This window comes from Rubrivivax soli (genome assembly GCF_049810355.1).
In the GTDB taxonomy this organism is placed as follows: domain Bacteria; phylum Pseudomonadota; class Gammaproteobacteria; order Burkholderiales; family Burkholderiaceae_C; genus Rubrivivax.
On record NZ_CP187368.1, the window covers coordinates 3878253 to 3898720 of the forward strand.

General features: G+C 68.5%; 17 protein-coding genes. 9 read left to right on the forward strand and 8 right to left on the reverse strand.

Annotated features, from left to right (window positions below; all coding sequences use genetic code 11):
* Positions 1-48 precede the first annotated feature (48 nt).
* The 8 genes from prsR to ACPOLB_RS17790 form a co-directional block, all read right to left on the reverse strand.
* A complete protein-coding gene (gene prsR, locus ACPOLB_RS17755; protein ID WP_425257346.1) occupies positions 49-1413 on the reverse strand; it encodes a PEP-CTERM-box response regulator transcription factor in 1365 nt (454 codons plus the stop codon).
* The gene (gene prsK / locus ACPOLB_RS17760; protein WP_425261941.1) at positions 1410-3506 is read right to left on the reverse strand and encodes an XrtA/PEP-CTERM system histidine kinase PrsK; all 2097 of its coding nucleotides are present in this window, start codon (positions 3504-3506) and stop codon (positions 1410-1412) included. The genes prsR and prsK overlap by 4 nt, the downstream gene beginning before the upstream one ends.
* 95 nt (positions 3507-3601) lie before the next feature.
* Complete coding sequence (locus ACPOLB_RS17765) at positions 3602-4984, reverse strand: TIGR03013 family XrtA/PEP-CTERM system glycosyltransferase (RefSeq protein WP_425257347.1); 1383 nt, start codon at positions 4982-4984, stop codon at positions 3602-3604.
* 424 nt (positions 4985-5408) lie between these two features.
* The gene (locus tag ACPOLB_RS17770; protein WP_425257348.1) at positions 5409-6593 is read right to left on the reverse strand and encodes a nucleotidyltransferase family protein; all 1185 of its coding nucleotides are present in this window, start codon (positions 6591-6593) and stop codon (positions 5409-5411) included.
* Positions 6590-7519 carry an HprK-related kinase A gene (locus ACPOLB_RS17775; RefSeq protein ID WP_425257349.1) on the reverse strand — a complete coding sequence of 310 codons (930 nt, stop codon included), beginning with the start codon at positions 7517-7519 and terminating at the stop codon, positions 6590-6592. Before ACPOLB_RS17775 ends, ACPOLB_RS17770 begins: the two co-directional genes overlap by 4 nt.
* On the reverse strand, positions 7516-7764 hold the full coding sequence (locus ACPOLB_RS17780) for a hypothetical protein (protein ID WP_425257350.1): 249 nt from the start codon (positions 7762-7764) through the stop codon (positions 7516-7518). The genes ACPOLB_RS17775 and ACPOLB_RS17780 overlap by 4 nt, the downstream gene beginning before the upstream one ends.
* A gap of 10 nt (positions 7765-7774) precedes the next feature.
* Complete coding sequence (locus tag ACPOLB_RS17785) at positions 7775-8416, reverse strand: hypothetical protein (protein WP_425257351.1); 642 nt, start codon at positions 8414-8416, stop codon at positions 7775-7777.
* Between the two features lie 215 nt (positions 8417-8631).
* Positions 8632-9366, reverse strand: coding sequence for a PEP-CTERM sorting domain-containing protein (locus ACPOLB_RS17790; RefSeq protein WP_425257352.1), 735 nt, complete (start codon positions 9364-9366; stop codon positions 8632-8634).
* Between the two features lie 380 nt (positions 9367-9746).
* Between ACPOLB_RS17790 and ACPOLB_RS17795 the strand changes: the two genes are divergently transcribed.
* The 9 genes from ACPOLB_RS17795 to xrtA all read left to right on the forward strand — a co-directional run bounded on the left by ACPOLB_RS17795 (position 9747) and on the right by xrtA (position 20449).
* Positions 9747-10379 (forward strand): XrtA/PEP-CTERM system exopolysaccharide export protein, encoded by a 633-nt coding sequence (locus tag ACPOLB_RS17795; protein WP_425257353.1) that lies wholly within the window; start codon positions 9747-9749, stop codon positions 10377-10379.
* Positions 10380-10486: 107 nt separating this feature from the next.
* Positions 10487-12076 (forward strand): XrtA system polysaccharide chain length determinant, encoded by a 1590-nt coding sequence (locus ACPOLB_RS17800; RefSeq protein ID WP_425257354.1) that lies wholly within the window; start codon positions 10487-10489, stop codon positions 12074-12076.
* A gap of 4 nt (positions 12077-12080) precedes the next feature.
* Positions 12081-13058 carry an XrtA-associated tyrosine autokinase gene (locus tag ACPOLB_RS17805; RefSeq protein WP_425257355.1) on the forward strand — a complete coding sequence of 326 codons (978 nt, stop codon included), beginning with the start codon at positions 12081-12083 and terminating at the stop codon, positions 13056-13058.
* A gap of 17 nt (positions 13059-13075) precedes the next feature.
* Complete coding sequence (locus ACPOLB_RS17810) at positions 13076-14638, forward strand: TIGR03016 family PEP-CTERM system-associated outer membrane protein (RefSeq protein ID WP_425257356.1); 1563 nt, start codon at positions 13076-13078, stop codon at positions 14636-14638.
* Between the two features lie 4 nt (positions 14639-14642).
* Positions 14643-15749, forward strand: coding sequence for an XrtA/PEP-CTERM system-associated ATPase (locus ACPOLB_RS17815; protein WP_425257357.1), 1107 nt, complete (start codon positions 14643-14645; stop codon positions 15747-15749).
* Complete coding sequence (locus tag ACPOLB_RS17820; RefSeq protein WP_425257358.1) at positions 15749-16615, forward strand: XrtA system polysaccharide deacetylase; 867 nt, start codon at positions 15749-15751, stop codon at positions 16613-16615. The genes ACPOLB_RS17815 and ACPOLB_RS17820 overlap by 1 nt, the downstream gene beginning before the upstream one ends.
* An 11-nt stretch (positions 16616-16626) precedes the next feature.
* Complete coding sequence (locus tag ACPOLB_RS17825; protein WP_425257359.1) at positions 16627-17664, forward strand: FemAB family XrtA/PEP-CTERM system-associated protein; 1038 nt, start codon at positions 16627-16629, stop codon at positions 17662-17664.
* Positions 17661-18890: a TIGR03087 family PEP-CTERM/XrtA system glycosyltransferase gene (locus ACPOLB_RS17830; protein WP_425257360.1), complete on the forward strand. Its 1230-nt coding sequence runs from the start codon at positions 17661-17663 to the stop codon at positions 18888-18890. Before ACPOLB_RS17825 ends, ACPOLB_RS17830 begins: the two co-directional genes overlap by 4 nt.
* Positions 18887-20449 (forward strand): exosortase A, encoded by a 1563-nt coding sequence (gene xrtA / locus ACPOLB_RS17835; RefSeq protein ID WP_425257361.1) that lies wholly within the window; start codon positions 18887-18889, stop codon positions 20447-20449. The genes ACPOLB_RS17830 and xrtA overlap by 4 nt, the downstream gene beginning before the upstream one ends.
* The last annotated feature ends 19 nt before the right edge of the window (positions 20450-20468 follow it).

Sequence of the window (20468 nt, forward strand, 5' to 3'; positions counted from 1 at the left end):
CATGGCGCGTTCGTGCATGGCGTGGTGGTTGGGTCGGCGCCCGCGGCTTCAGCGGATCGCCAGGCGTTTCATCAGGTCGTACAGCGTGGGCCGGCTGACCCCCAGGATCTCCGAGGCCTTCACGATGTTGTCGTTGGCGCGGGCCAGCGCCGCCAGGATGGCCTGGCGCTCGGCGGTCTCGCGCACGGTGCGCAGGTCGAGGTCGGTGCGCTCGCCGCTGCTGTTGTCGCTGGGCGAAGGCAGCCCGAGGTCGTCGGGCGTGATGCGGTCGCCGTCGCTCATGATGACGGCTCGCTTCATCGCGTTCAGCAGCTCGCGCACGTTGCCCGGCCACGGGTGCAGCTCGATGGCCCGCACCGCGTCCTCCGACAGGGCCAGGCCGTTGCGGCGCTGCTCCTGTGCGAAGCGGCGCACGAAGGCGTGGGCCAGCAGCACGGCGTCGCCGGTGCGCTGGCGCAGCGGCGGGATCGTGACCACGATCTCGGCCAGCCGGTAGTACAGGTCTTCGCGGAAGCGGCCTTCGGCGCTGAGCTTCTTCAGGTCCTGGTGCGTGGCGCAGACCACGCGCACGTCGACCGGAATCTCGTTGCGGCCGCCCAGGCGCTCGATCGTGCGCTGCTCCAGGAAGCGCAGCAGCTTGGCCTGCAGCGAATGCGGCAGGTCGCCGATCTCGTCGAGCATCAGCGTGCCCTTGTCGGCGGTCTCGATCTTGCCGAGCGTCTGCTTCGCGGCGCCGGTGAAGGCGCCCTTCTCGTAGCCGAAGAGCTCGCTCTCCAGCAGGTTCTCGGGGATGGCGGCGCAGTTGATCGCGACGAAGCGGCCGCTGCGCTTGCTGGCCACGTGCAGTCCCTGCGACAGCACTTCCTTGCCGGTGCCGCTTTCGCCCAGCAGCATCACGGTGGCGTTGCTGGAAGCCACGCGGTCGATCGTGCGCGCGATGCGCATCATGTCGGGGTCGCGCGTGATCAGGCTGCCCAGTGCGTCGGGCTGCGCCAGCGTCTGCAGGCGGCGGTTCTCGGCCTGCAGTTCGGCCAGCCGGTAGGCGCGTTCGATCGTCAGCTTCAGCACGTCGGGGTCGAACGGCTTGGCCAGGAAGTCGTAGGCGCCCAGCGCCACCGCGCGCAGCGCGTTCGACTGCTCGTTCTGGCCCGTCAGCACGATGACCTTCACGGCCGGGTCGATGTCGAGCATCTGCGCCAGCAGCTTGAAGCCTTCGGACGTGGAGTCCGGGTCGGGCGGCAGGCCCAGGTCCATCGTCACCACGGCGGGCTGGTGGCGGCGGAACTGCAGCAGCGCGCTCTCGCGGTCGCTGGCGGTGACGGACTCGAAGCTGTCGAGCGACCACTTGATCTGCTTCTGCAGCGCGAGGTCGTCCTCGACGATCAGCAGGGGCGACGCGCTGTGGTCGCTCATGGGCGTGCCTGCGGCAGCAGGTCGGAGCCGTGCTGGCGCTCGAACAGCGGCAGCAGCACCGTGACCAGCGTGCCTTCGCCGACGCGGCTGTGCACGCCGATGCTGCCGCCGAGTTCGCGGATGTACTGGTGGCTCTCGTAACTGCCCACGCCCATGCCGCTGCGCTTGGTGGTGTTGAAGGGCTTGAACAGTTTCGTCTGCACGAATTCCTCGGTCATTCCTGCTCCGGTGTCGCCGATCTCGATCTTGACCTGCCCACTGTAGCGCTCGACACGCAGCCAGACGCGGCCATCCTGGGGGGTCGCGTCCAGGGCGTTCTGCACCAGGTGCCCGAGCACACGCTCCAGGCGGTCGTCGTGGCCGCGCGTGGCCAGCCGGTCGACTTGCTCCACGTCAAGTCTGCGGCCCTGGGCCCGCGCGGCGCCTTCGAGCCGGGCCACGATGGGCGCGAGTTCGACGCCGCTGCTGCCGCCGGGCGGTGTCGCGCCTTCGCGCAGCTGCAGCATCAGCCGTCGCATCTTCTCCAGCGAACTTTCCACCGTCAACAGCATGTCCTGCTGGAATTCCGGGTTGGCGTGCAGACGTTCCGCGTTCTTCAGCATCAGCGAGAGCTGGGTGACGATGTTCTTCAGGTCGTGCACCACGAAGGCCGACATGCGGTTGAAGGCATCGAACTTGCGCGCTTCCAGCAGGGCCTCGGTGGCGCGCATCTGCGCCAGGTAGCCCGCGGCCTGCCGGCTGGCGGTCTTCAGCAGGTCCAGCACCTCCCAGTCGATCTCGATGGCGGTGCGCGGCCGGGCCAGCAGCACGAAGCCCAGGAGTTCGTCGCCCACCAGCAGCGGCACCACCAGCCAGGGGTTGGGGATGCCCAGCAGCCAGCTCGGCAGCGCGAGTTCCTCGTAGCGGCGCGGCGAGGCCCGGAACTCGTCGAGGTCGACCACCCAGGCCGTCTCGCGCAGGAAGCCGCAGAAGGGCGAGTCGGCAGGTTCCTCGGCCGTGATCTGCGGCATGTTCCAGCGCGCCGTCTGCGTGAACGGGCTGCTGGCGTCGGCGCGTGTCCACAGGCTGCCGGCGGGGCACTCCACCATGTTCGCCAGGCCGCGGACGACGTGCGAGCCGACCTCGCTGGGCGAACCCTGCGTCGACAGCATGGCGGTGAAGCGCAGCCATTCCTCGCGGTAGTCGAAGCGGTAGCTGAAGAAGTGCTTGCCGACGAAGACCTTGAGCTTGGCCCGCAGCGAGCCCGACACCACCACGGCCACCAGCAGTGCCACGGCGGCGAACATGATGTTCAGCTGCAGCGCCCGGCCCCAGTCGCCGCCGAAGTAGCGAACGTAGTACCCGATGCTCGACATGAACAGCAGGTACACGCCCACCAGCACGAGCGTTGCCGAGTGGAAGGCCGCCGCGCGCGAGACCTGCATGCGCGCCACCCAGTCGCTGCGGCGGCGCGCGGCCACGAACAGGAAGGGCACGGCCAGCAGGTGCACGGCACCGCGCGCGGTGAGCGCGTCGGGGTCGAAGCCGCCGAACATCAGCGCCGTGGAATACAGGTAGATGTCGAACGAGAAGACGCAAGCCAGCCCCAGGCACACCGGCTTGGCGTTCCAGCGCGAGCCGTCGCCGAGATTGCGGAACAGCTGCTCGATCAGCAGTGCCCCGCCCAGTGGCAGCGCCAGCAGGCAGGCGATGACCAGGCGCGAGGGCGGCGCGTCGATGTGGCCGCCTGCGATGCGCAGCGCCTGCAGCAAGGCCGCAGCGACGACGAAGCACAGCAGCACCCAGCGCAGCCGCGACAGCACGGTCTGGCCGCTGCCGGTGTTGCCGCGGCGCACGCCGATGGACACCAGCAGGAAGGCGAACCAGGCGGCGTAGCGCGCGAGGTCGAAGAACGCGGCCATCGCCGGCCACAGCAACGGCTGGTAGACGGCGGCGATGGCCGAGGTGCCTGCCCAGGCGGCGCTGGTCAGCACGGCAGCCAGCAGCAGCGCCGAGGCCAGCGCGCCTTCGCGCTGCAGCCGCCCGGACAGCGCCAGGTAGGCGGCAAACAGCAGATGCACGGCGGCGGCGGTGCCGTAGCCGATCACAGCCATGTCATCCACGCGGTGCACTCATGGTCGACGCGCTGCTGCGCAACACGACGCGCGGGCGCCGCGGCGGACGCACCCGATGCGGCGCGCCGGGTGTCTCAGCGGGCGCCCTTGCCGGTCAGCACGACGCCGACGGTTTCGAGCAGCACCACGAGGTCCAGGAACAGCGTGTGGTTCTTCACGTAGTACAGATCGTACTGGAGCTTCTCCTGCGAATCCTCGACGGTGGAGCCGTAGTGGTAGCGCACCTGGGCCCAGCCCGTGACCCCGGGCTTGACGCTGTGGCGCACGGCGTAGAACGGGATCTCCTGCGTCAGCTGCTCGACGAAGAACGGGCGCTCCGGGCGCGGGCCGACCATGCTCATCTCGCCCTTGAGCACGTTGAACAGCTGCGGCAGCTCGTCGATCCGCAGCCGGCGGATGACGTTGCCCACGCGCGTGACGCGGCTGTCGTTGGTGGTGGCCCAGCGCGGCTTGCCGTCCTTCTCGGCGTCGGTGCGCATGCTGCGGAACTTCGTGACGTTGAAGCTCTTGCCGAGCTGGCCGGTGCGCTCCTGCCGGTACAGCACGGGCCCGGGGCTCTCGAGCTTGATCAGGATCGCCGTGATCACCATGATGGGCGCCGACAGCACGATCAGCACCAGTGCCGAGAGGATGTCGAAGACGCGCTTGACAGCCGTGCGCCACGCACCCTGGTTGAAGCCGTCGCCGAAGATCAGCCAGCTGGCGCTGAGGTAGTCGATGCGGATCTGGCCCAGCGTCTTCTCGAAGTGGCTGTTGAGGTCGTACACCTTGATGCCGGCGAGCTTGCAGTCGAGCAGTTGCCGCAGCGGCATGCTGCCGGCGCGGCGCTCGGTGAGCGCGACCACGATCTCGTCGACGTTCAGCCGCTCCACGGTCTCGGTCAGCGAGCCGGTCAGGCTGAGCAGTTCGTCTGCCGGCACGGCGGTCTCGAGCTCGTTCGGGCCGGCGACGTAGCCGACGATGTGCGCGTTGGGGTCCGACGCCTTCAGCGTCTTGCCCACCACCACGGCGGCCGCGCCGGCACCGAAGATCAGAATGCGGGTGCGGGCCGTGCGGGCCGTGCCCCAATGCGAGACGTAGACGCGGCGCATGACCAGCGCCGAGACGCCCGCCATCACGGTGAACTGGATCGCGCCGCGGCTGACCATCTCGGCCGGCAGCAGGCCGAAAATCGCGTAGGCCAGCGGCAGGGCCACCAGCAGGACCAGCAGCGCCTTCGCGCAGGCGCGGCTGAACGAGCCCAGCGGCGCCACTTCATACAGGCCGGAGGCGCTGTTGATGACGAACAGCCCGGCGGCGAACGACACCACGTGCGTGCCGGCCATCGGCATGGCGTGGTCGATGCCGCCGACCTGGAAGGCGATGGCGCCGATGGCCACCAGCAGCGCCAGCGTCAGATCGAAGAACATGCTGCGCAGCGAGGCGCGGTGCACGTAGTGATTGAAGATGCGGATCATGGGAGTTTCGCAACGAGGGACAGCGGACAACCCGAAAGCGGCAGATGCGCCTTGCCGGGCGACGTCGGCGCCCGTGCGCGCCGCGCCCCCATCGATGCCGGGCTCTTCGACCCCTAGGCGGCTCGCACTGTAAGCAGCCGTTGGTGGCACCAACAATCCCCGCCTTGAGGGGTCGAGCCGGCCTGTCATCTGCCTGGAGGATGCAGCGTCAAGCAGGTGTTGGCAGGGGGTTGACGAGCCCGCATTCGCCAGGGAACACGGGGTGATCTGCAATCGGGAACCGCGTGCCGGCAAGATGGCCGAGCAACGGCGCCGAGCATACGGACGCGGCGCATGGCCGGGCGCGTCCGGCCGCCGGTGCGGCGGGTGTTCGCGCAGTCCTGCACACACTCTGTTGCAGGGGCGTGGCCTGCAGGCGCGCTGCTCAGCGGGGGGCGTCGGCAGCGGTCTGGCGTTCGCCGTCTGCGCCGGCCCGGCCGTCCCGGTCGCCACGCTGGTGCAGGCGCAGCGCCTTCACCGTCAGGTGGCGGGCCAGCATCACCGGCGGCATGCGCAGCCAGTGGCCGCGCAGGTACAGCGCGCCGAGCGCTGCCGCCCGCCCCGGCGGTGCCGCCTCGGGATGCGGCGAGCGCAGCGCGCGGTGCCAGATGGCGTCCATCAACGCCAGCAGCGCCGGGCCGGGTGCCGCGCCGCGCAGCGCACGGCGCGCTTCGGCGGGCACCGGCGTGCCGAGCAGTCGTGCCGTGTAGCGCAGCCCGTAGAACAGCGGCCGCCGCAGCTGGTGCCAGCCCGCGTGTTCCACCAGGCGCTGCCAGAAGTCGGGACCCCCGGCGCCGCCGTCGCCGAAGTGGCGCAGCAGCAGGTCCAGGTCGGACAGGTCGCGCAGCGCGTGGCCCATGTCGTCGTTCATGAACAGGTGCGTCATGCTGTGCAGCACCATGTCGGCGGGGCAGAGCATGCGCAGGCCGGCCACGCCCGGCACCGGCACGCTGGCCCCGATGAGCCGGGCGGCGTCGGGCCGCAGCCGCGAGGTCTCGGGCAGGATGGTGTGGTGCACGTCGACCACCGTGTTGCGCTGCAGGTGCTGCAGTGGCGGCAGCTCGTGCATCCACTGGCGGTAGTAGCGCTGGTCGTAGGCGGTGTGGTGGGTGTTCATCCAGCCGCCCAGCATCAGCAGCGACTCGGTCTGCGGCAGCGCGGCCTTGGGCACCAGCAGGTCGATGTCCGAGAAGACGCGGCCATGCGCGGCCGGCAGCCCGCCCATCACGTAGGCGGCGCCCTTCAGCAGGATCACCGGCGCATCGAGCGTGGCCAGCGCGTGCAGCAGGAACCGCACCTCGCGGCGGATCTCGCTGTGCTGGGCGCGGGACACCCGCATGGCAGCCTCGGCGTGCGCGGCGATGGCGGCGGCGTTGCGGTGGCCGCGCGAAGCATCGTCCTGCACCGGCACCGGGCCGTCGGTGGCCACTAGCACCTGCTGCCCCACCCGTCCCAGCAGACCGGCGGCACGGGCCTGGCGCACCAGGGCCGCGAGCTGCACGCCATCGTCGGCGTGCGGGCGCAGCCGGCCGGCCAGCGCGTCGGCCGCCAGGTCGGCGGGCCAGCTCATGACGGCGACCCGCGGTCGGCCAGCGCCGCGAACAGTGCGGCGGCCTCGTGCACGTCGCTGTACGTGAAGCTGTAGCAGGCGCTGCGGTCGATCACGCTGCCCAGCAGCTGAAAGCCTTCGACGCCGAAGACGTCGTAGTTGAAGGCGTTCTCGACCAGCTGCATGAAGGCCTGCGCGCGGTCGATGCGCTGCAGCGTGGCCGGTGCGCCGGCCGCGTACTTCGGCAGCACCACCCAGCCGGGCAGCGCCGGCTCGTGCGCGCGGCGCAAGGCCTGCGCGGGGGCGGCGAAGTGGCCCACGACGCCTTTGGCCGTGTCGTGCACGATCGAGCCGAAACGGACCTCGGGCGCAAAGCGCCGGATGACGTCGATGGACGCGTTCTTCAGGCTCACCGGTCGGGGATTGGGCACCACGTGCCCGTGCCGCGGACACAGCAGCGTGAGTTCGTCGGACAGCAGCCGCCAGCCGCTGAACAGCAGCGTGGCGCACAGCGTGCTCTTGCCCGAGCCCGATGGCGCGGGAAGGATCAGCGCGCGGCCGTTGCGCTCGAGCACGGCGGCGTGCAGGATCAGGTACTGGTGGCACATCCCGTACACACACCAGTTCAGGCCCCACTCCAGCAATGGGAAGCCCTGGTCGCCCGGCAGGGGATTGAAGGGCTCTTCGCCTTCGAAGCGGAACACCACCTGCGGCTGCCACCATCGGCGCCAGCCGCGCGGGCGGTGCACGGCGACGTCGAAGTCGAGGAAGTCGCCCTCGTCGGCCACGGCGTGGTCGGCATACAGCGCGCTGACCGCGCGACCGACCTCGGCCAGCGGCGTGGCGACCTGGACGACGAAGGGACCCGTGCGCAGGCGCAGGCCGCGGCCGCTGCGCATGCGTTCGGCGACGGTCGGCGGCGCCAGGTCGCGCAGCAGCATGGTCATGGTGCGCGCTGCAGCAGGCCGACGCGCAGCAGGCCGTCGAGCAGCGCCGGATCGGCGGCGTCCAGCAGCGGGCCCGGCGGATCGCCGGCGGCCAGGGCCCGCAGCAGGTCTGCCGCGTCCGCAGAGACCCAGTGCGTCTGCGCCGCGGACGGCGCGTAGACCACGGCGGTGTCTTCTCCCCAGTCCTTCAGCAGGAGTCCGGGCGCGGCCACGATCTGCCGACCGCCGGCCGGGGAGCCGTCCAAGATGGTCAGGTCAGATGCTGATCGGGTACATCTGCACCCGCAGCCAGGTGATCAGCTGGCTCGAATCCCAGCTGATGCCTGCCGCCGTGGCCTTGTAGATGTTGCCGTTCGCCTTGTAGTTGGTCCAGATGCCCTGCAGGTAGGTCTTGTTAATGCCCCCGGGCGAAGGTGCGAAGCCCTGAGTGACGTTCATGCAGAGCGCGATCAGGTGCTGCAGGACGCCAAGTTCACCACTCGTCGTGATGCCTGCACCGCCGTTCTTCAAAACATCGTAGCACTTCCAGCTCTTGTAGGTAGAAGATGTGGCACCAAACAGGCCGTCCACCGTGACATCCAGGCAAGCGGGCCGGCTGGGAGTGCCGCTGGTGGGCAAGCTGGCTTGCGCATACCAATCCTCGCAGGTGCGCGTGGTGCACTTGATCGAGGTGGTCGTCGGGTTGCGACTCTTGAATGTGGCCACCGAGACGAAGGAGGACGCCACCACGCAGCTCGTCGTGGCCGAAACGGGGCTGCTGGCCAGCGTCAGCAGCACGGGCGACGCCGAGGCTCCGGCGCGAAGCAGGCGGCGCCGTGCCAAGCCCTTGGCTTGCAGTACCGCAGTCGCCTCATAGGGGGTGGCCGCCGATCCGGGGTCCTGGGGGGTGTGTTCCATGCCTGCGCTCCGAGCGGTGATCTCGCGTCTGTGTCGATTGTAGGAAGCGCTTCGTCCTCCGAGGTTCAATCGCTTCCCCACGACCCCGGGGGGGGGGTCGCGGCATTCTTTCGCGCCGAGCCCGTATGCGGACCCGGCAGGCAAAGAAAAGCCCCGACAAAGCGGGGCAATCCAAAGCCCGGGCCGCTGTGGCCCGGTGTGTCCCGTCGCGGGATTCAGGCCTTGCGGCGGCGCGAGGCCACGCCGGCACCCAGCAGCGCCAGGCTGATCAGGGCCAGGCTGGTCGGCTCGGGGATGGAGCCGCTGAAGTCGAAGCTGGTCGTGCCGCCCGAAGCGCCGTGGGTGATGTCGACCACCAGGGTCAGCGCGAACGGGTCGGTGGCCGTCAGGTACGAAGCACCAGTGTTCGCGAATGCGCCAGGGGCGGCGGTTGCGCCACTCATCGCCACCGTGCCAACACCATAACCGCCGACGTTGTTGTCGTCGACCAGCAGCGACCAAGACACATTGCCCGTGGTCGTGCCGCCAATCAGGCCGTTGAACAGCAGGCTGCTCGCGGCAGGCGCCCCGAAGTTCAGGTCGGTTTCGGTCAGCGTCAGGCGCAGCGTACCGGCGGCCAGGCTGGTGTTGACCGAGTTCAGGTCCAGGCCGAACAGCGCCGGCGTGGCGGCGTCGCCCAGACCGGTCGACACGTTGATGTTGAAACTGCCGGCCGAGCCGATGTACGTGATGACGTCGGCCAGGGCGAACGCGTCACCGGCGCCGTTGTCGAGGACGATGACGTCGACACCGCCGGTCGCCAGGTCGTCGAGGGTCAGCGTCAGCGCGGCTTGCGAGGCCATCGGGGCGAAGGCCAGCATCGAAGCTGCGCCAGCCGCGAGAAGAGACTTCAGGAACTTCATGCTTTTCTCCTTGAGAGGTGGACGCCACCGTGGCGACTTGGCTTCCACTAAGCAACACCGGTGCCAACCCAATGAATCAACAACTTAGCCTGATTCCGGGGCGGCTCTGTCAAGGATCTCGACACGCCGGGATCCATGCCCGCCGGGCCCGGGGCGGACCCGGCGGGCGTCGGCGGCCCGCCGCGGGCGCCGGCCTGCCAACCTGGGGGTGGCGGGCGAATGTCACTGAACGTGAAAATTGCGCGCTCGCACGGAAGCCAGCGGCGGCGTGCCGGGCTGTCGGCCCGAGGTGCTGTGCCATCATCCCAGTCCTTCGCGGCCGGGGACACGTCCCGCCACAGCGATCGTCCGTCGTTGTCCGCGCCATGGCCAGGCCTTGCTGGCCGTGCAGCGTCCTCCTAGACCAGTGACCGGAGCTCTTGCCGACCATGAGACCTGCCTTCTTCCTCGCCGCCGCCCGGCGCGCTACGCTGCTCGCGGCGGCGCTCGTCCTGGCCGCCTGCGGCAGCACCCCGCTCGGGGGCCTGCCGCCCGCACCCGCGGCGCCGCAAGGGTCGGACTACAGCTACGTGGTGGGTGCGGGCGACACCCTGAACATCACCGTCTGGCGCAATCCCGAGCTCTCGATGAGCGTGCCGGTGCGGCCCGACGGCAAGATCTCGACACCGCTGATCGACGAGCTCGTGGCCCAGGGCAAGACCTCGACCGAGATCGCGCGCGAGATCGAGAAGAAGCTCGGCGCCTTCGTGCGCGATCCCATCGTCACGGTCATCGTCACCAGCTTCGTCGGCCCCTACAGCGAGCAGATCCGCGTCGTCGGCCAGGCCGCGCGGCCGCAGTTCCTGCCCTACAAGCAGAAGATGACGGTGCTCGACGTGATGATCGCGGTGGGCGGGCTCACCGACTTCGCCGACGGCAACGGCGCCAGCATCCTGCGCACGTCCGACGGCAACAAGCAGTATTCGGTGCGCCTGAACGACCTGATCAAGCGTGGCGACGTCTCGGCCAACGTCGAGATGCGCCCCGGCGACATCCTGATCATCCCGCAGAGCTTCTTCTGACCGCGCTTCTGCGCCCGGCACCAAGGTCGGACTGGCGTCGGGGCGGCGTGGCGCTGCTCCTGCCGGGTCCGATGGCCTTCCGCACTGGCATACGCCGCTAAATTCGCATGCAAGAGCTCCTTCAACAGATCACAGCCACGGCACGCGGTATGTGGCGATTTCGCTGGATCGGGTTGGCGACGGCCTGGATCATGGCGGCCGTGTGTGCGCTTGCGGTCTGGAAGATCCCTGATCAATATGAGGCGTCCGCACGGGTCTACGTCGATACCGACTCCATCCTGAAGCCGCTGATGAGCGGCCTGGCGGTGCAGCCCAACGTCGAGCAGCAGATCCAGATGCTCAGTCGAACGCTGATCAGTCGCCCGAACCTGGAAAAGCTGGTGCGCATGGCCGACCTGGACCTGAAAGAACAGTCCAAGGGTGGCCAGGAGCGCCTGATCGAACGCCTGCAGAAGGGCATCGAGATCCGCACCGCGGGCGGCGTCAACCTGTATTCGATGGCATACCGCGACCCGGAGCCGGACAAGGCCAAGCGCGTCATCCAGTCGATGGTGTCGATCTTCGTCGAGTCGGGCCTGGGGGCCAGCCGCAAGGACACCGATTCCGCCAAGACCTTCCTGAACGAGCAGATCAAGATCTTCGAGACCAAGCTCGAAGAAGCCGAAGCGCGGCTGAAGGAGTTCCGGCTGAGGAATATCGACCGGCAGGGCGCGGAGGGCAAGGACCTGACGACACGCATTGGGGAAGTGTCCAGCCAGTTGGAAGCCGCCAGACTGCAACTGCGCGAGGCCGAGCGGGCGCGTGATGCGGCCAAACGCCAGCTTGCTGAGGTGCGGGGCCAGGCTCCAAGCATGGCACTGCCCAACTTGCTGAAGGAAAGCAGCATCGCGGTGTCGACGCCCGAGATCGATTCGCGGATTGATGCGCAGAAGCGCAACCTCGATGCGCTGTTGCAGCGCTACACCGAACAGCATCCCGATGTCATCAGTACGCAGCGCCTCATCAGGGACCTAGAGGCGCAGAAGCGTAAGGAAGTCCAGGAACTGCAGAAGGCCGCTGCGGCGAAGGCCGCAGCGACGCCGCAGACCAACGCACCGGTGGAAAGTCTGGCCCAGCAGGAACTCGGCCGCATGCTGGCGACGGCGGAAGTGCAGGTGGCGGCGATGCAGGCACGCGTCGACGAATACGCGGGCCGGATGGCACAGATTCGCGAGAACCTGAAGACTGCGCCGCAGATCGAGGCCGAGGCCTCGCAACTCAACCGCGACTACGCTGTGACGCGCAAGAACTATGAAGACCTTGTGGCGCGCCGGCAGTCGGCGGTGATGTCCGGAGAACTGGACGTGGCCTCGGGCGTTGCAGAGTTCCGACTCATCGATCCACCACGTGTCACGCCCAAACCTGTGTCGCCGAACCGTCTGATTCTGTTCCCGGTAGCCTTCGTGGCGGCACTGGCCATTGGTTTGGCTGCAGCGTTCGCCGCTGCGCAGCTGCGCCCGACGTATGGTGATGGCAACGAACTTCGCCTGCGCACTGGGCTGCCGCTCTTAGGTGTTGTGACCCTGCTCAGCAGCGAGGTCGACCGGCGCCGTGCCCGAATGAGCACGTTGCGGTTTGCAGGCGCTTCGGGAGCCCTTGTGCTGATGATGGTGACAGGCCTCGCGGCCCTGATTGTCATGAATCGCTACGGGGCCTGACGCCATGAGCAGCCTGATCGAACAAGCCGCGCAGCGCCTGGCCCAACTGCGCGAGGCCGGGATCGTCGTACCCGAGATCGCGACAGCAGAGCCTGCCACCGCGCCCTTGACGCCGGCTGCGGCAGGCCGACCGGCGGCCGTGGTCGCGCCGGTCGACGCGCCGACGCCACGGCAAGACCCCGCCTCGCTGTCGCGTCGCGTAGACCTGAATCTGGACGTCATTGCGTCGATGGGTATCGTGACGCCCAACGCGCCGCGCACGCGGCTGGCCGACCAATACCGGGTCATCAAGCGGCCGCTGATCCTCAACGCTACCGGGCGCGGAGCCACCACGGTGACGCACGGCAACCTCATCATGGTGACGAGCGCAGTGGCCGGCGAGGGAAAGAGCTTTACGTCGATCAACCTGGCCATGAGCATCGCCGCGGAGCTCGACCACACCGTCATGCTGGTCGACGCCGACGTGGCGCGCCCCTCGGTGCTGCGCGTGCTAGGCCTGCCGCCGGGCCCCGGCCTGCTGGAAGTGCTGGAAGGCAAGATCGACATGGCCAGCGCGCTGCTGCGCACCAACGTCGACAAGCTAACAATCCTACCCAGCGGCTCGCCCCACCCGAAGGCCACCGAACTGCTGGCCAGCGAAGCCATGTCGGCGCTGCTCGACGACATGGCCACGCGCTACCCTGACCGCATCATCATCTTCGATTCGCCGCCGCTGCTGCTGACGACCGAATCGCGGGTGCTGGCCACGCACATGGGGCAGATCGTCGTCGTCGTGCGTGCCGACAGCACGCTGCAGTCGATGGTGCAGAGCGCGCTGGCCACCATCGAGGCCTGCCCGGTCAAGATGATGGTGCTGAACCAGGCCCGTGGCGATGCCGGTGGTGCCTACGGCACGGGGCACGGCTACGGGTATGGCTACGGGGAAGGTTATGGGTACGGACACCAGTCCGCAGCCGAGCCGGCACCGCAGGCCAAGACCTGATGCGAACCGCCGTCGGCATGCAGACCCGTTCCGCCGCGCCCGCTGCGCGCAGTTCCCCGCTGCACCGCCAGGTGCCCTGGCTGGGTGCGGCCTTGCTGATGCTGACCGGGTCCGTGCAGGCGCAGGATGCCGCCGGCCGGGGGCTGGTCCTGACCCCCACATTCGCCGCGGAGACCGGCTTCTACGAGACACGCGGCCGCACCGTCGGCGAGAACGGGCGCGAGGGCATCGTGCGCCTGTCGCCCGGGTTCCGGCTCGACAGCCGCAGCGGCCGCGTGCGCGGCTCGATGGACTACGCCGGCAGCCTGCTGTACCGGGCCGGCCGCGCGGAAAGCGCCGGCCGCGAGTTCCAGAACACGCTGAGCGCCAACTTCCTGGCCGAGGCCGTCACCAACCTGCTGTACTTGGACGCACGGGCGTCGATCTCGCAGCAGGCGATCTCCGCCTTCGGCCAGCAGTCCGTCAGCGGCAGCCTGCAGAGCAACGACAACCGCACCGAGGTCTCCACCGTCAGCCTGACGCCGTACCTGCGCGGCTCGCTCGGCATCATGGTCGACTACGAGGCCCGCGTGAACGTGTCGGCCACCGACAGCCGGGCCGACGGAGCGACGAACTCGCAGGCCAGCGGCGGCGCGCTGACACTGCAATCGCCGCGCAGCGGCGCCATGTTCGGCTGGGCGCTCAGCGCGACGCAGCAGCGGGTCGAGTACTCCAGCAGCACCGACGCCGGCACCGACAACAGCCAGGTCAGTGCCACCGTGGTCTTCGCGCCCGGGCCGGACCTGCGCTGGTCCCTCAGCGGCGGGCGCGAGTCGGCCGACGACGGCGTGCTGGCCGAGCGCCGCGAGGCCAGCACCGCCAGCCTCGGGTTCCAGTGGACGCCGTCGCCCCGCACCAGCTTCAGCGCCGACGTGGGCGAGCGCTACTTCGGGCGCACCAACCGCATCGCGTTTTCGCACCGCAGCGCGCGCACGATCTGGTCCTACGCGCTGGTGCGCGACACCACCACCGGCGCCGACGGCCTGCTGTTCGGCCAGCCGATGACGCTGTTCCAGCTCTACTACGACCAGGCAGCGTCGGCGTACCCCGATCCCGCCGTGCGCGAGCAGGTGGTGCTCGACCAGATCGCGGCGCAGGGGCAGGACCCCAACCAGCTGGTGGCGCCCAGCTTCCAGACCTCGTCGTACTCGCTGCAGCGCCGGCAGGACCTGTCGGTGGTCTGGCTGGGCCGGCGCACGAACATGTCGTTGCAGGCCTACACGATCTCGCAGAGCCAGATAGTCACCATCGGCGACGCCGACCCCCTCTTCGGCGAGCCCGTGCGCCAGCACGGCTATGCGTCGAGCGTGTCGTACCGGCTCACGCCGACGACCTCGGTCTCTGCCGGCGGCTCGCGGCTGATGACCTACCCGACCACCACCCAGGCCCGCACCGACCTGAAGTCGGCAAACCTGGGCCTGACGAGCCAACTCGGGCGGCGCACGAGCGGCCAGCTGGGCGCGCGGTACACCGTGTTCAACAGCTCCACCGATCCTTACCGCGAGACCTCGGTGACGGCTTCCCTCAACCTGCGGTTCTAGAACCATGTACGAAGCGTTCTACGGGTTGAGCAGCAAGCCGTTCCAGCTCAACCCGGACCCCAATTTCTATTTCGCCAGCAAGCAGCACCGGCGCGCCAAGGCCTACCTCGAGTACGGCGTCTCGCGCAACGAAGGCTTCATCGTCATCACCGGCGAGATCGGTGCCGGCAAGACGATGGTGCTGCGTTCGCTGATCGAAAGCCTGAACGGCAGCAACGTCATCACCGGCCACCTGGTGACGACACAGCTGGGCGCCGAGGACACCTTGCGCATGGTCGGTGCTGCCTTCGGCTTCCGCGTCAAGGACGTGCCCAAGAGCGAACTGCTGATCACGCTGGAAGCCTTCCTCATCAGCCAGACCAGCAAGGGCAAGCGCTGCCTGCTGGTGGTCGACGAGGCGCAGAACCTGACCCCGCGCGCGGTGGAAGAGCTGCGCATGCTCAGCAACTTCCAGTTCGGCAACCAGGCGCTGCTGCAGAGCTTTCTGGTCGGCCAGCCCGAGTTCCGCGAGATCCTGCAGCGGCCCGAGATGGAACAGTTCCGCCAGCGCGTGGCGGCGACCTGCCACATCGGCCCGCTCGACCAGGAAGAGACCAAGGGCTACATCGAGCACCGCCTGAAGTGCGCGGGCGCCAATGGCAAGCCCAGCTTCGACCCGGCGGTCTTCGAAGGCATCTTCAAGGCCAGCGGCGGCATCCCGCGCCGCATCAACGCCATCGCCGACCGCCTGCTGCTGGCCGGTTTCCTGGGTGGCCGCACGCACCTGAGCGCCGACGACCTGACCGAGGTCGTGCGCGAGTTCCAGCAGGAAAACGGCAGCCCCTCGCGGCCGATGGCGCTGGCTGCCGGCGGCAAGGGCGACAGCGGCGCCGTGCCGTTGTCGCGCGGCGACATGGTGCTCGACCTCGACCTCAGCAAGCTCAAGGTCGAGCCCGAGGAAGCCGAAGGCATGTCGCGCCAGCTCGCGCAGCTGGCCGCCGACCAGCGCGGCGACCAGCTCCAGCGCCTGGAACGCAGCCTGCTGCGGCTGGAGCGCATCAACGTGCAGACGCTGGCGATGCTGCAGAAGCTGGTGGGCGCGCTGAAGAAGCCTGAAGAGGGGAGCAACTGATGCTGGCGCCGGCCATCACCAACGCACTGACCATCGACGTCGAGGACTACTTCCAGGTCTCGGCCTTCGCGCCGTACATCCGGCGCGACGAATGGGATGCCCGCGAGTGCCGTGTCGAGCACAACGTCGACCGCATCCTCGCGCTGCTGGCGGCGCACGACACCCGGGCCACGTTCTTCACGCTGGGCTGGATCGCCGAGCGCTACCCGCAGCTGGTGCGGCGCATCGTCGCGCAGGGCCACGAGCTGGCCAGCCACGGCTACGGCCACCAGCGCGCCAGCGACCTGAGCCAGGCCGAGTTCCGCCAGGACATCACGCGCGCCAAGGGGCTGCTGGAAGACCTCTCCGGCACGCCAGTGCTGGGCTACCGCGCGCCGAGCTTCTCCATCGGCACCGGCAACCTGTGGGCGCTGGACGCGCTGGCCCACACCGGCCACCGCTACAGCAGCAGCATCTACCCGATCAAGCACGACCACTACGGCATGCCCGACTCGCCGCGCTTCGCCTACAAGCTGGCCAGCGGCCTGCTGGAGGTGCCGGTGACCACGGTGCGCATGCTCAACCGCAACCTGCCGTCCAGCGGCGGCGGCTACTTCCGGCTGCTTCCGTACTCGGTGTCGCGCTGGCTGCTGCGCCGCGTGAACCAGCAGGACCGCGAAGCCGCGGTCTTCTACTTCCACCCCTGGGAGATCGACGTCGGCCAGCCGCGCATCGCCGGCATCGACGCCAAGACGCGTTTCCGCCACTACGTGAACATCCCGCGCATGGACGCCCGCCTGCAGCAGCTGCTGGCCGACTTCCGCTGGGGCCGCATGGACGAGATCTTCCTCGCTCGAACGACATCGCCGATCCCGGCCGCTGCCTGACTTCCCCCGACGTGCCCACCATCGAACGTCTTGACCCGAGAGACGCGCGCAGCGCTGCGTCGTGGGATGCCTACGTCCAGGCCTGCCCGCAGGCCACGTTCTTCCACCGCGCGGGCTGGCAGCGCATCCTGCAGGACGTGTTCCGGCACCAGACGCACTACCTGCTGGCGCGCACCGAGGGCCGCATCACCGGCGTGCTGCCGCTGGCGCACGTGAGCAGCCTGCTCTTCGGCAACGCGCTGACCAGCATCCCGTTCGCCGTCTACGGCGGCGTGGCGGCCGACGATGCCGCCAGCGCCGCGGCGCTGGAAGCCGAGGCCGAGAAGATCGCGCAGTCGCTGGGCGTGCAGCACCTGGAACTGCGCCACACCGAGCGCCGCCACCCCGACTGGCCCGAGCAGGACCTGTACGTCACCTTCCGCAAGGCCATCCTGCCCGAGGAAGAAGCGAACATGCTGGCCATCCCGCGCAAGCAGCGCGCGATGGTGCGCAAGGGCATCAAGAACGAACTCCGCAGCGAGATCGACGCCAGCGTCGACCGCTTCTTCGCGCTGTACGCCGACAACGTGCACCGCCACGGCACCCCGGCGTTGCCGCGGCGCTACTTCCAGGCGCTGCAGCAGGAATTCGGCAGCGACGTCGAAGTGCTCACCGTGACCGCCCCCGACGGCCGGCCGCTCAGCAGCGTGCTGAGCTTCTACTTCCGCAACGAGGTGCTGCCGTACTACGCCGGCGACGACGTCGCAGCGCGCGATCTGGCGGCCAACGACTTCAAGTACTGGGAGCTGATGCGCCGCGCCTGCGCACGCGGCATCCAGGTCTTCGACTACGGGCGCAGCAAGCAGGGCACGGGCCCCTACAACTTCAAGAAGAACTGGGGCTTCGAGCCGACGCCGCTGCACTACGAGTACCGGCTGTACAAGCGCGACGCCGTGCCGCAGAACAACCCGGCCAACGCCAAGTACAAGCTGATGATCGCCACCTGGCGCCGGCTGCCGCTGGGCGTGGCGAACTGGCTCGGGCCTTTCGTGGTACGGAGCCTGGGTTGACACGCACCGACATGGCCAATCTGTTGTTCCTGTCGCACCGCTTGCCTTACCCGCCGAACAAGGGCGACAAGGTGCGTTCGTACCATGTGCTGCGGCACTTGGCAGCCCGCCACCGTGTGATGCTGGGCACCTTCGTTGACCACCCCGACGACGAGCAACATGTGCCCACAGTCAGGGCGATGTGCGCCGACCTGCACGTCGCGCGTCTGCATCCCACACTGGCGCGCTTGCGCGCAACGCGTGGGCTGCTGACGCGCGAACCGCTGTCGTTGGCGTATTACCGCGACCGCCATCTGGGCGACTGGGTGCGCCAGTTGTCCCGCGGCGCTGCCATCGATGGCCTGCTCGTGTTCTCTGCGCCAATGCTGCAATATTGCGCAGACTACACCGGGCCGCTCGTGGTTGACTTCGCGGATGTGGAATCAGAGAAGTGGTCGGAGTACGGACGCACGCGGGGCTGGCCGATGTCTTGGATCTACCGGCGGGAAGGCCGCACGCTGCGCGGTGTCGAGCGCCAGGCTGCGGCACGTGCACGTTGGTCAGTGTTCGCTACTGACATCGAGGCCGCGCTCTTCCGTCGCATCGCCCCTGAAGCGACGACACGGATCGAAGTACTGGGCAATGGTGTCGACGCCGAGTACTTTGCCCCTTGCGCGGACCGCCCCTCCCCCTACGACGAGGGCGAACTGCCACTCGTGTTCATCGGGACCATGGACTACTGGCCCAACGTGGACGCCGTGATGTGGCTGGTACAGGAGATGTTGCCCCGGCTGCGCCAGCGTTGGCCGGCGCTGCGTTTGACCATCGTCGGTCGCAATCCCGCCCCCGCTGTGCAGCGTCTGGCCGGAGACGCGGTGCGCATCACCGGTACCGTGCCTGACGTGCGGCCGTACGTGCAGCACGCACGCGCTGTGGCTGCACCGGTGCGGTTGGCGCGTGGTATCCAGAACAAGGTGCTCGAGGCGATGGCGATGGGCCGACCTGTGGTGGCCACGTCGCGCTGCGTGCAGGCCATTGACGCGCAGGTGAACGAACACCTGCTGGCCGCGGACAACGCTGACGCCTTCGTTCGTGAGCTCGGCGATCTGCTCGACTTCCCGGCGCGCGCCGAGCACATCGGCCAGGCTGCGCGTGAGCGAGTCGTAGCCCGCTATGGGTGGACGGCCCGCTTGCGCGGATTGGACCGCTACTTCCCCATCGACATGACCGCCGGAGTGCCAGCATGAGCGCGTTGATGCACCCGGCTCCTGACGCTGGCTGGCGGCAGTTGCTGCCAGGCCTGGTGTTGGCCCTGCTGGTGCTGGTGGTGTTTCACGAGACCACGCAAGCCATGGTGTCCATCTGGCACCGCTCGGACACCTACGCGCACGCCTTCCTGGTGCCGCCGATCTCGGCCTGGCTGATCTGGCGCCGTCGCGCGCTGCTGGTCGGGTTGCCGGCTCGCCCGCAGCCATGGATGCTGCTGCCACTGTCGTTGCTGTGTCTGCTTTGGCTCATCGGTGAGCTGGCGGCAGCGAATTCGGTGACACAGTTCGCGCTGGTGGCGATACTGGTCACCTGCGTTCCGCTGGCGCTGGGCCTGCAGGTCACGCGGGTCCTCATGTTCCCGCTGGCGTTCCTGTTCTTCGCCGTGCCGCTGGGGGAGTCGCTGGTGCCGCTGATGATGGAGTGGACGGCCGACTTCACCGTGGCCGCGGTGCGGCTGTCTGGCGTGCCGGTTTACCGCGAAGGTCTCCAGTTTGTCGTGCCGACCGGGCGTTGGTCGGTCGTCGAGGCCTGCAGCGGCGTTCGCTACCTGATCGCATCGTTCATGGTCGGTACTTTGTACGCCTACCTGAACTACAGCTCCTGGCGGCGCCGCGTCGCCTTCATCAGCTTGGCATTGGTGGTGCCGCTGCTGGCGAACTGGCTGCGTGCCTACTTCATCGTGATGCTCGGTCACCTGAGCAACAACGAACTCGCCGCCGGCGTCGACCACATTCTGTATGGCTGGGTGTTCTTCGGCATCGTGATCGGTCTGATGTTCTTCATCGGCGCTCGCTGGTCGCAGCCCCCTCAGGAACTGCCGACGCACGTGCCTGGCCCAGAGGCTACGCTGCCTCGCCTGTGGACTTCCGGCGCGATCGTGTTGGCCGTTGCGGTCGTGGCCATGACGGGCACACAGCAGGTTGCCCGACAGTTGAACCTGGGCGTGGTCGCGGCCAAGGCGCCAATGCTGGAACTACCGACGGAATGGGTCGGTGGCTGGGTGCTGGAGACGCCGCCGATTGCTGATTGGGTCCCTGCCTTCAGCAACCCGCGCGTCGCAGTGCAACGCACCTACCGCCGTGGCAACGATGTGGTCGGTGTCTGGATCGGCTATTACCGCAACCAGACTTATGACAACAAGCTTGTGAATTCATCCAATGTGCTCGCGCAGTCGACCATTGGGTCTGCGTGGGCACAGGCCAACCGTGGTCAGCGCCGCGTCGCAGATTCCGGCAACGCCTTCGACGTGCGTGTCGCTGATGTGCACACCGCGCTGGCGGGCGGCAGCCTCGGTACCCAGCGCATGCGCGCCTGGCAGGTCTACTGGGTAGGCGGCCAGTTCATCGCTGGAGACGCGCGTGCTCGATTGCAGTTTGCGCTGAACCGGCTAGTCGGCCGCGGCGATGACGGTGCCGTCGTCGTGTTCTACACGGCTGGCGAGCCGCCTGAGGCTGCCGACGCAAGGCTTGACGGCTTTGTCAATGCCGGCGTACAGGCGCTGGCCGACCGCCTGGCAGCCACCCAGGCAGCACGCTGAGGAGCTGCTTCGCAGCCTT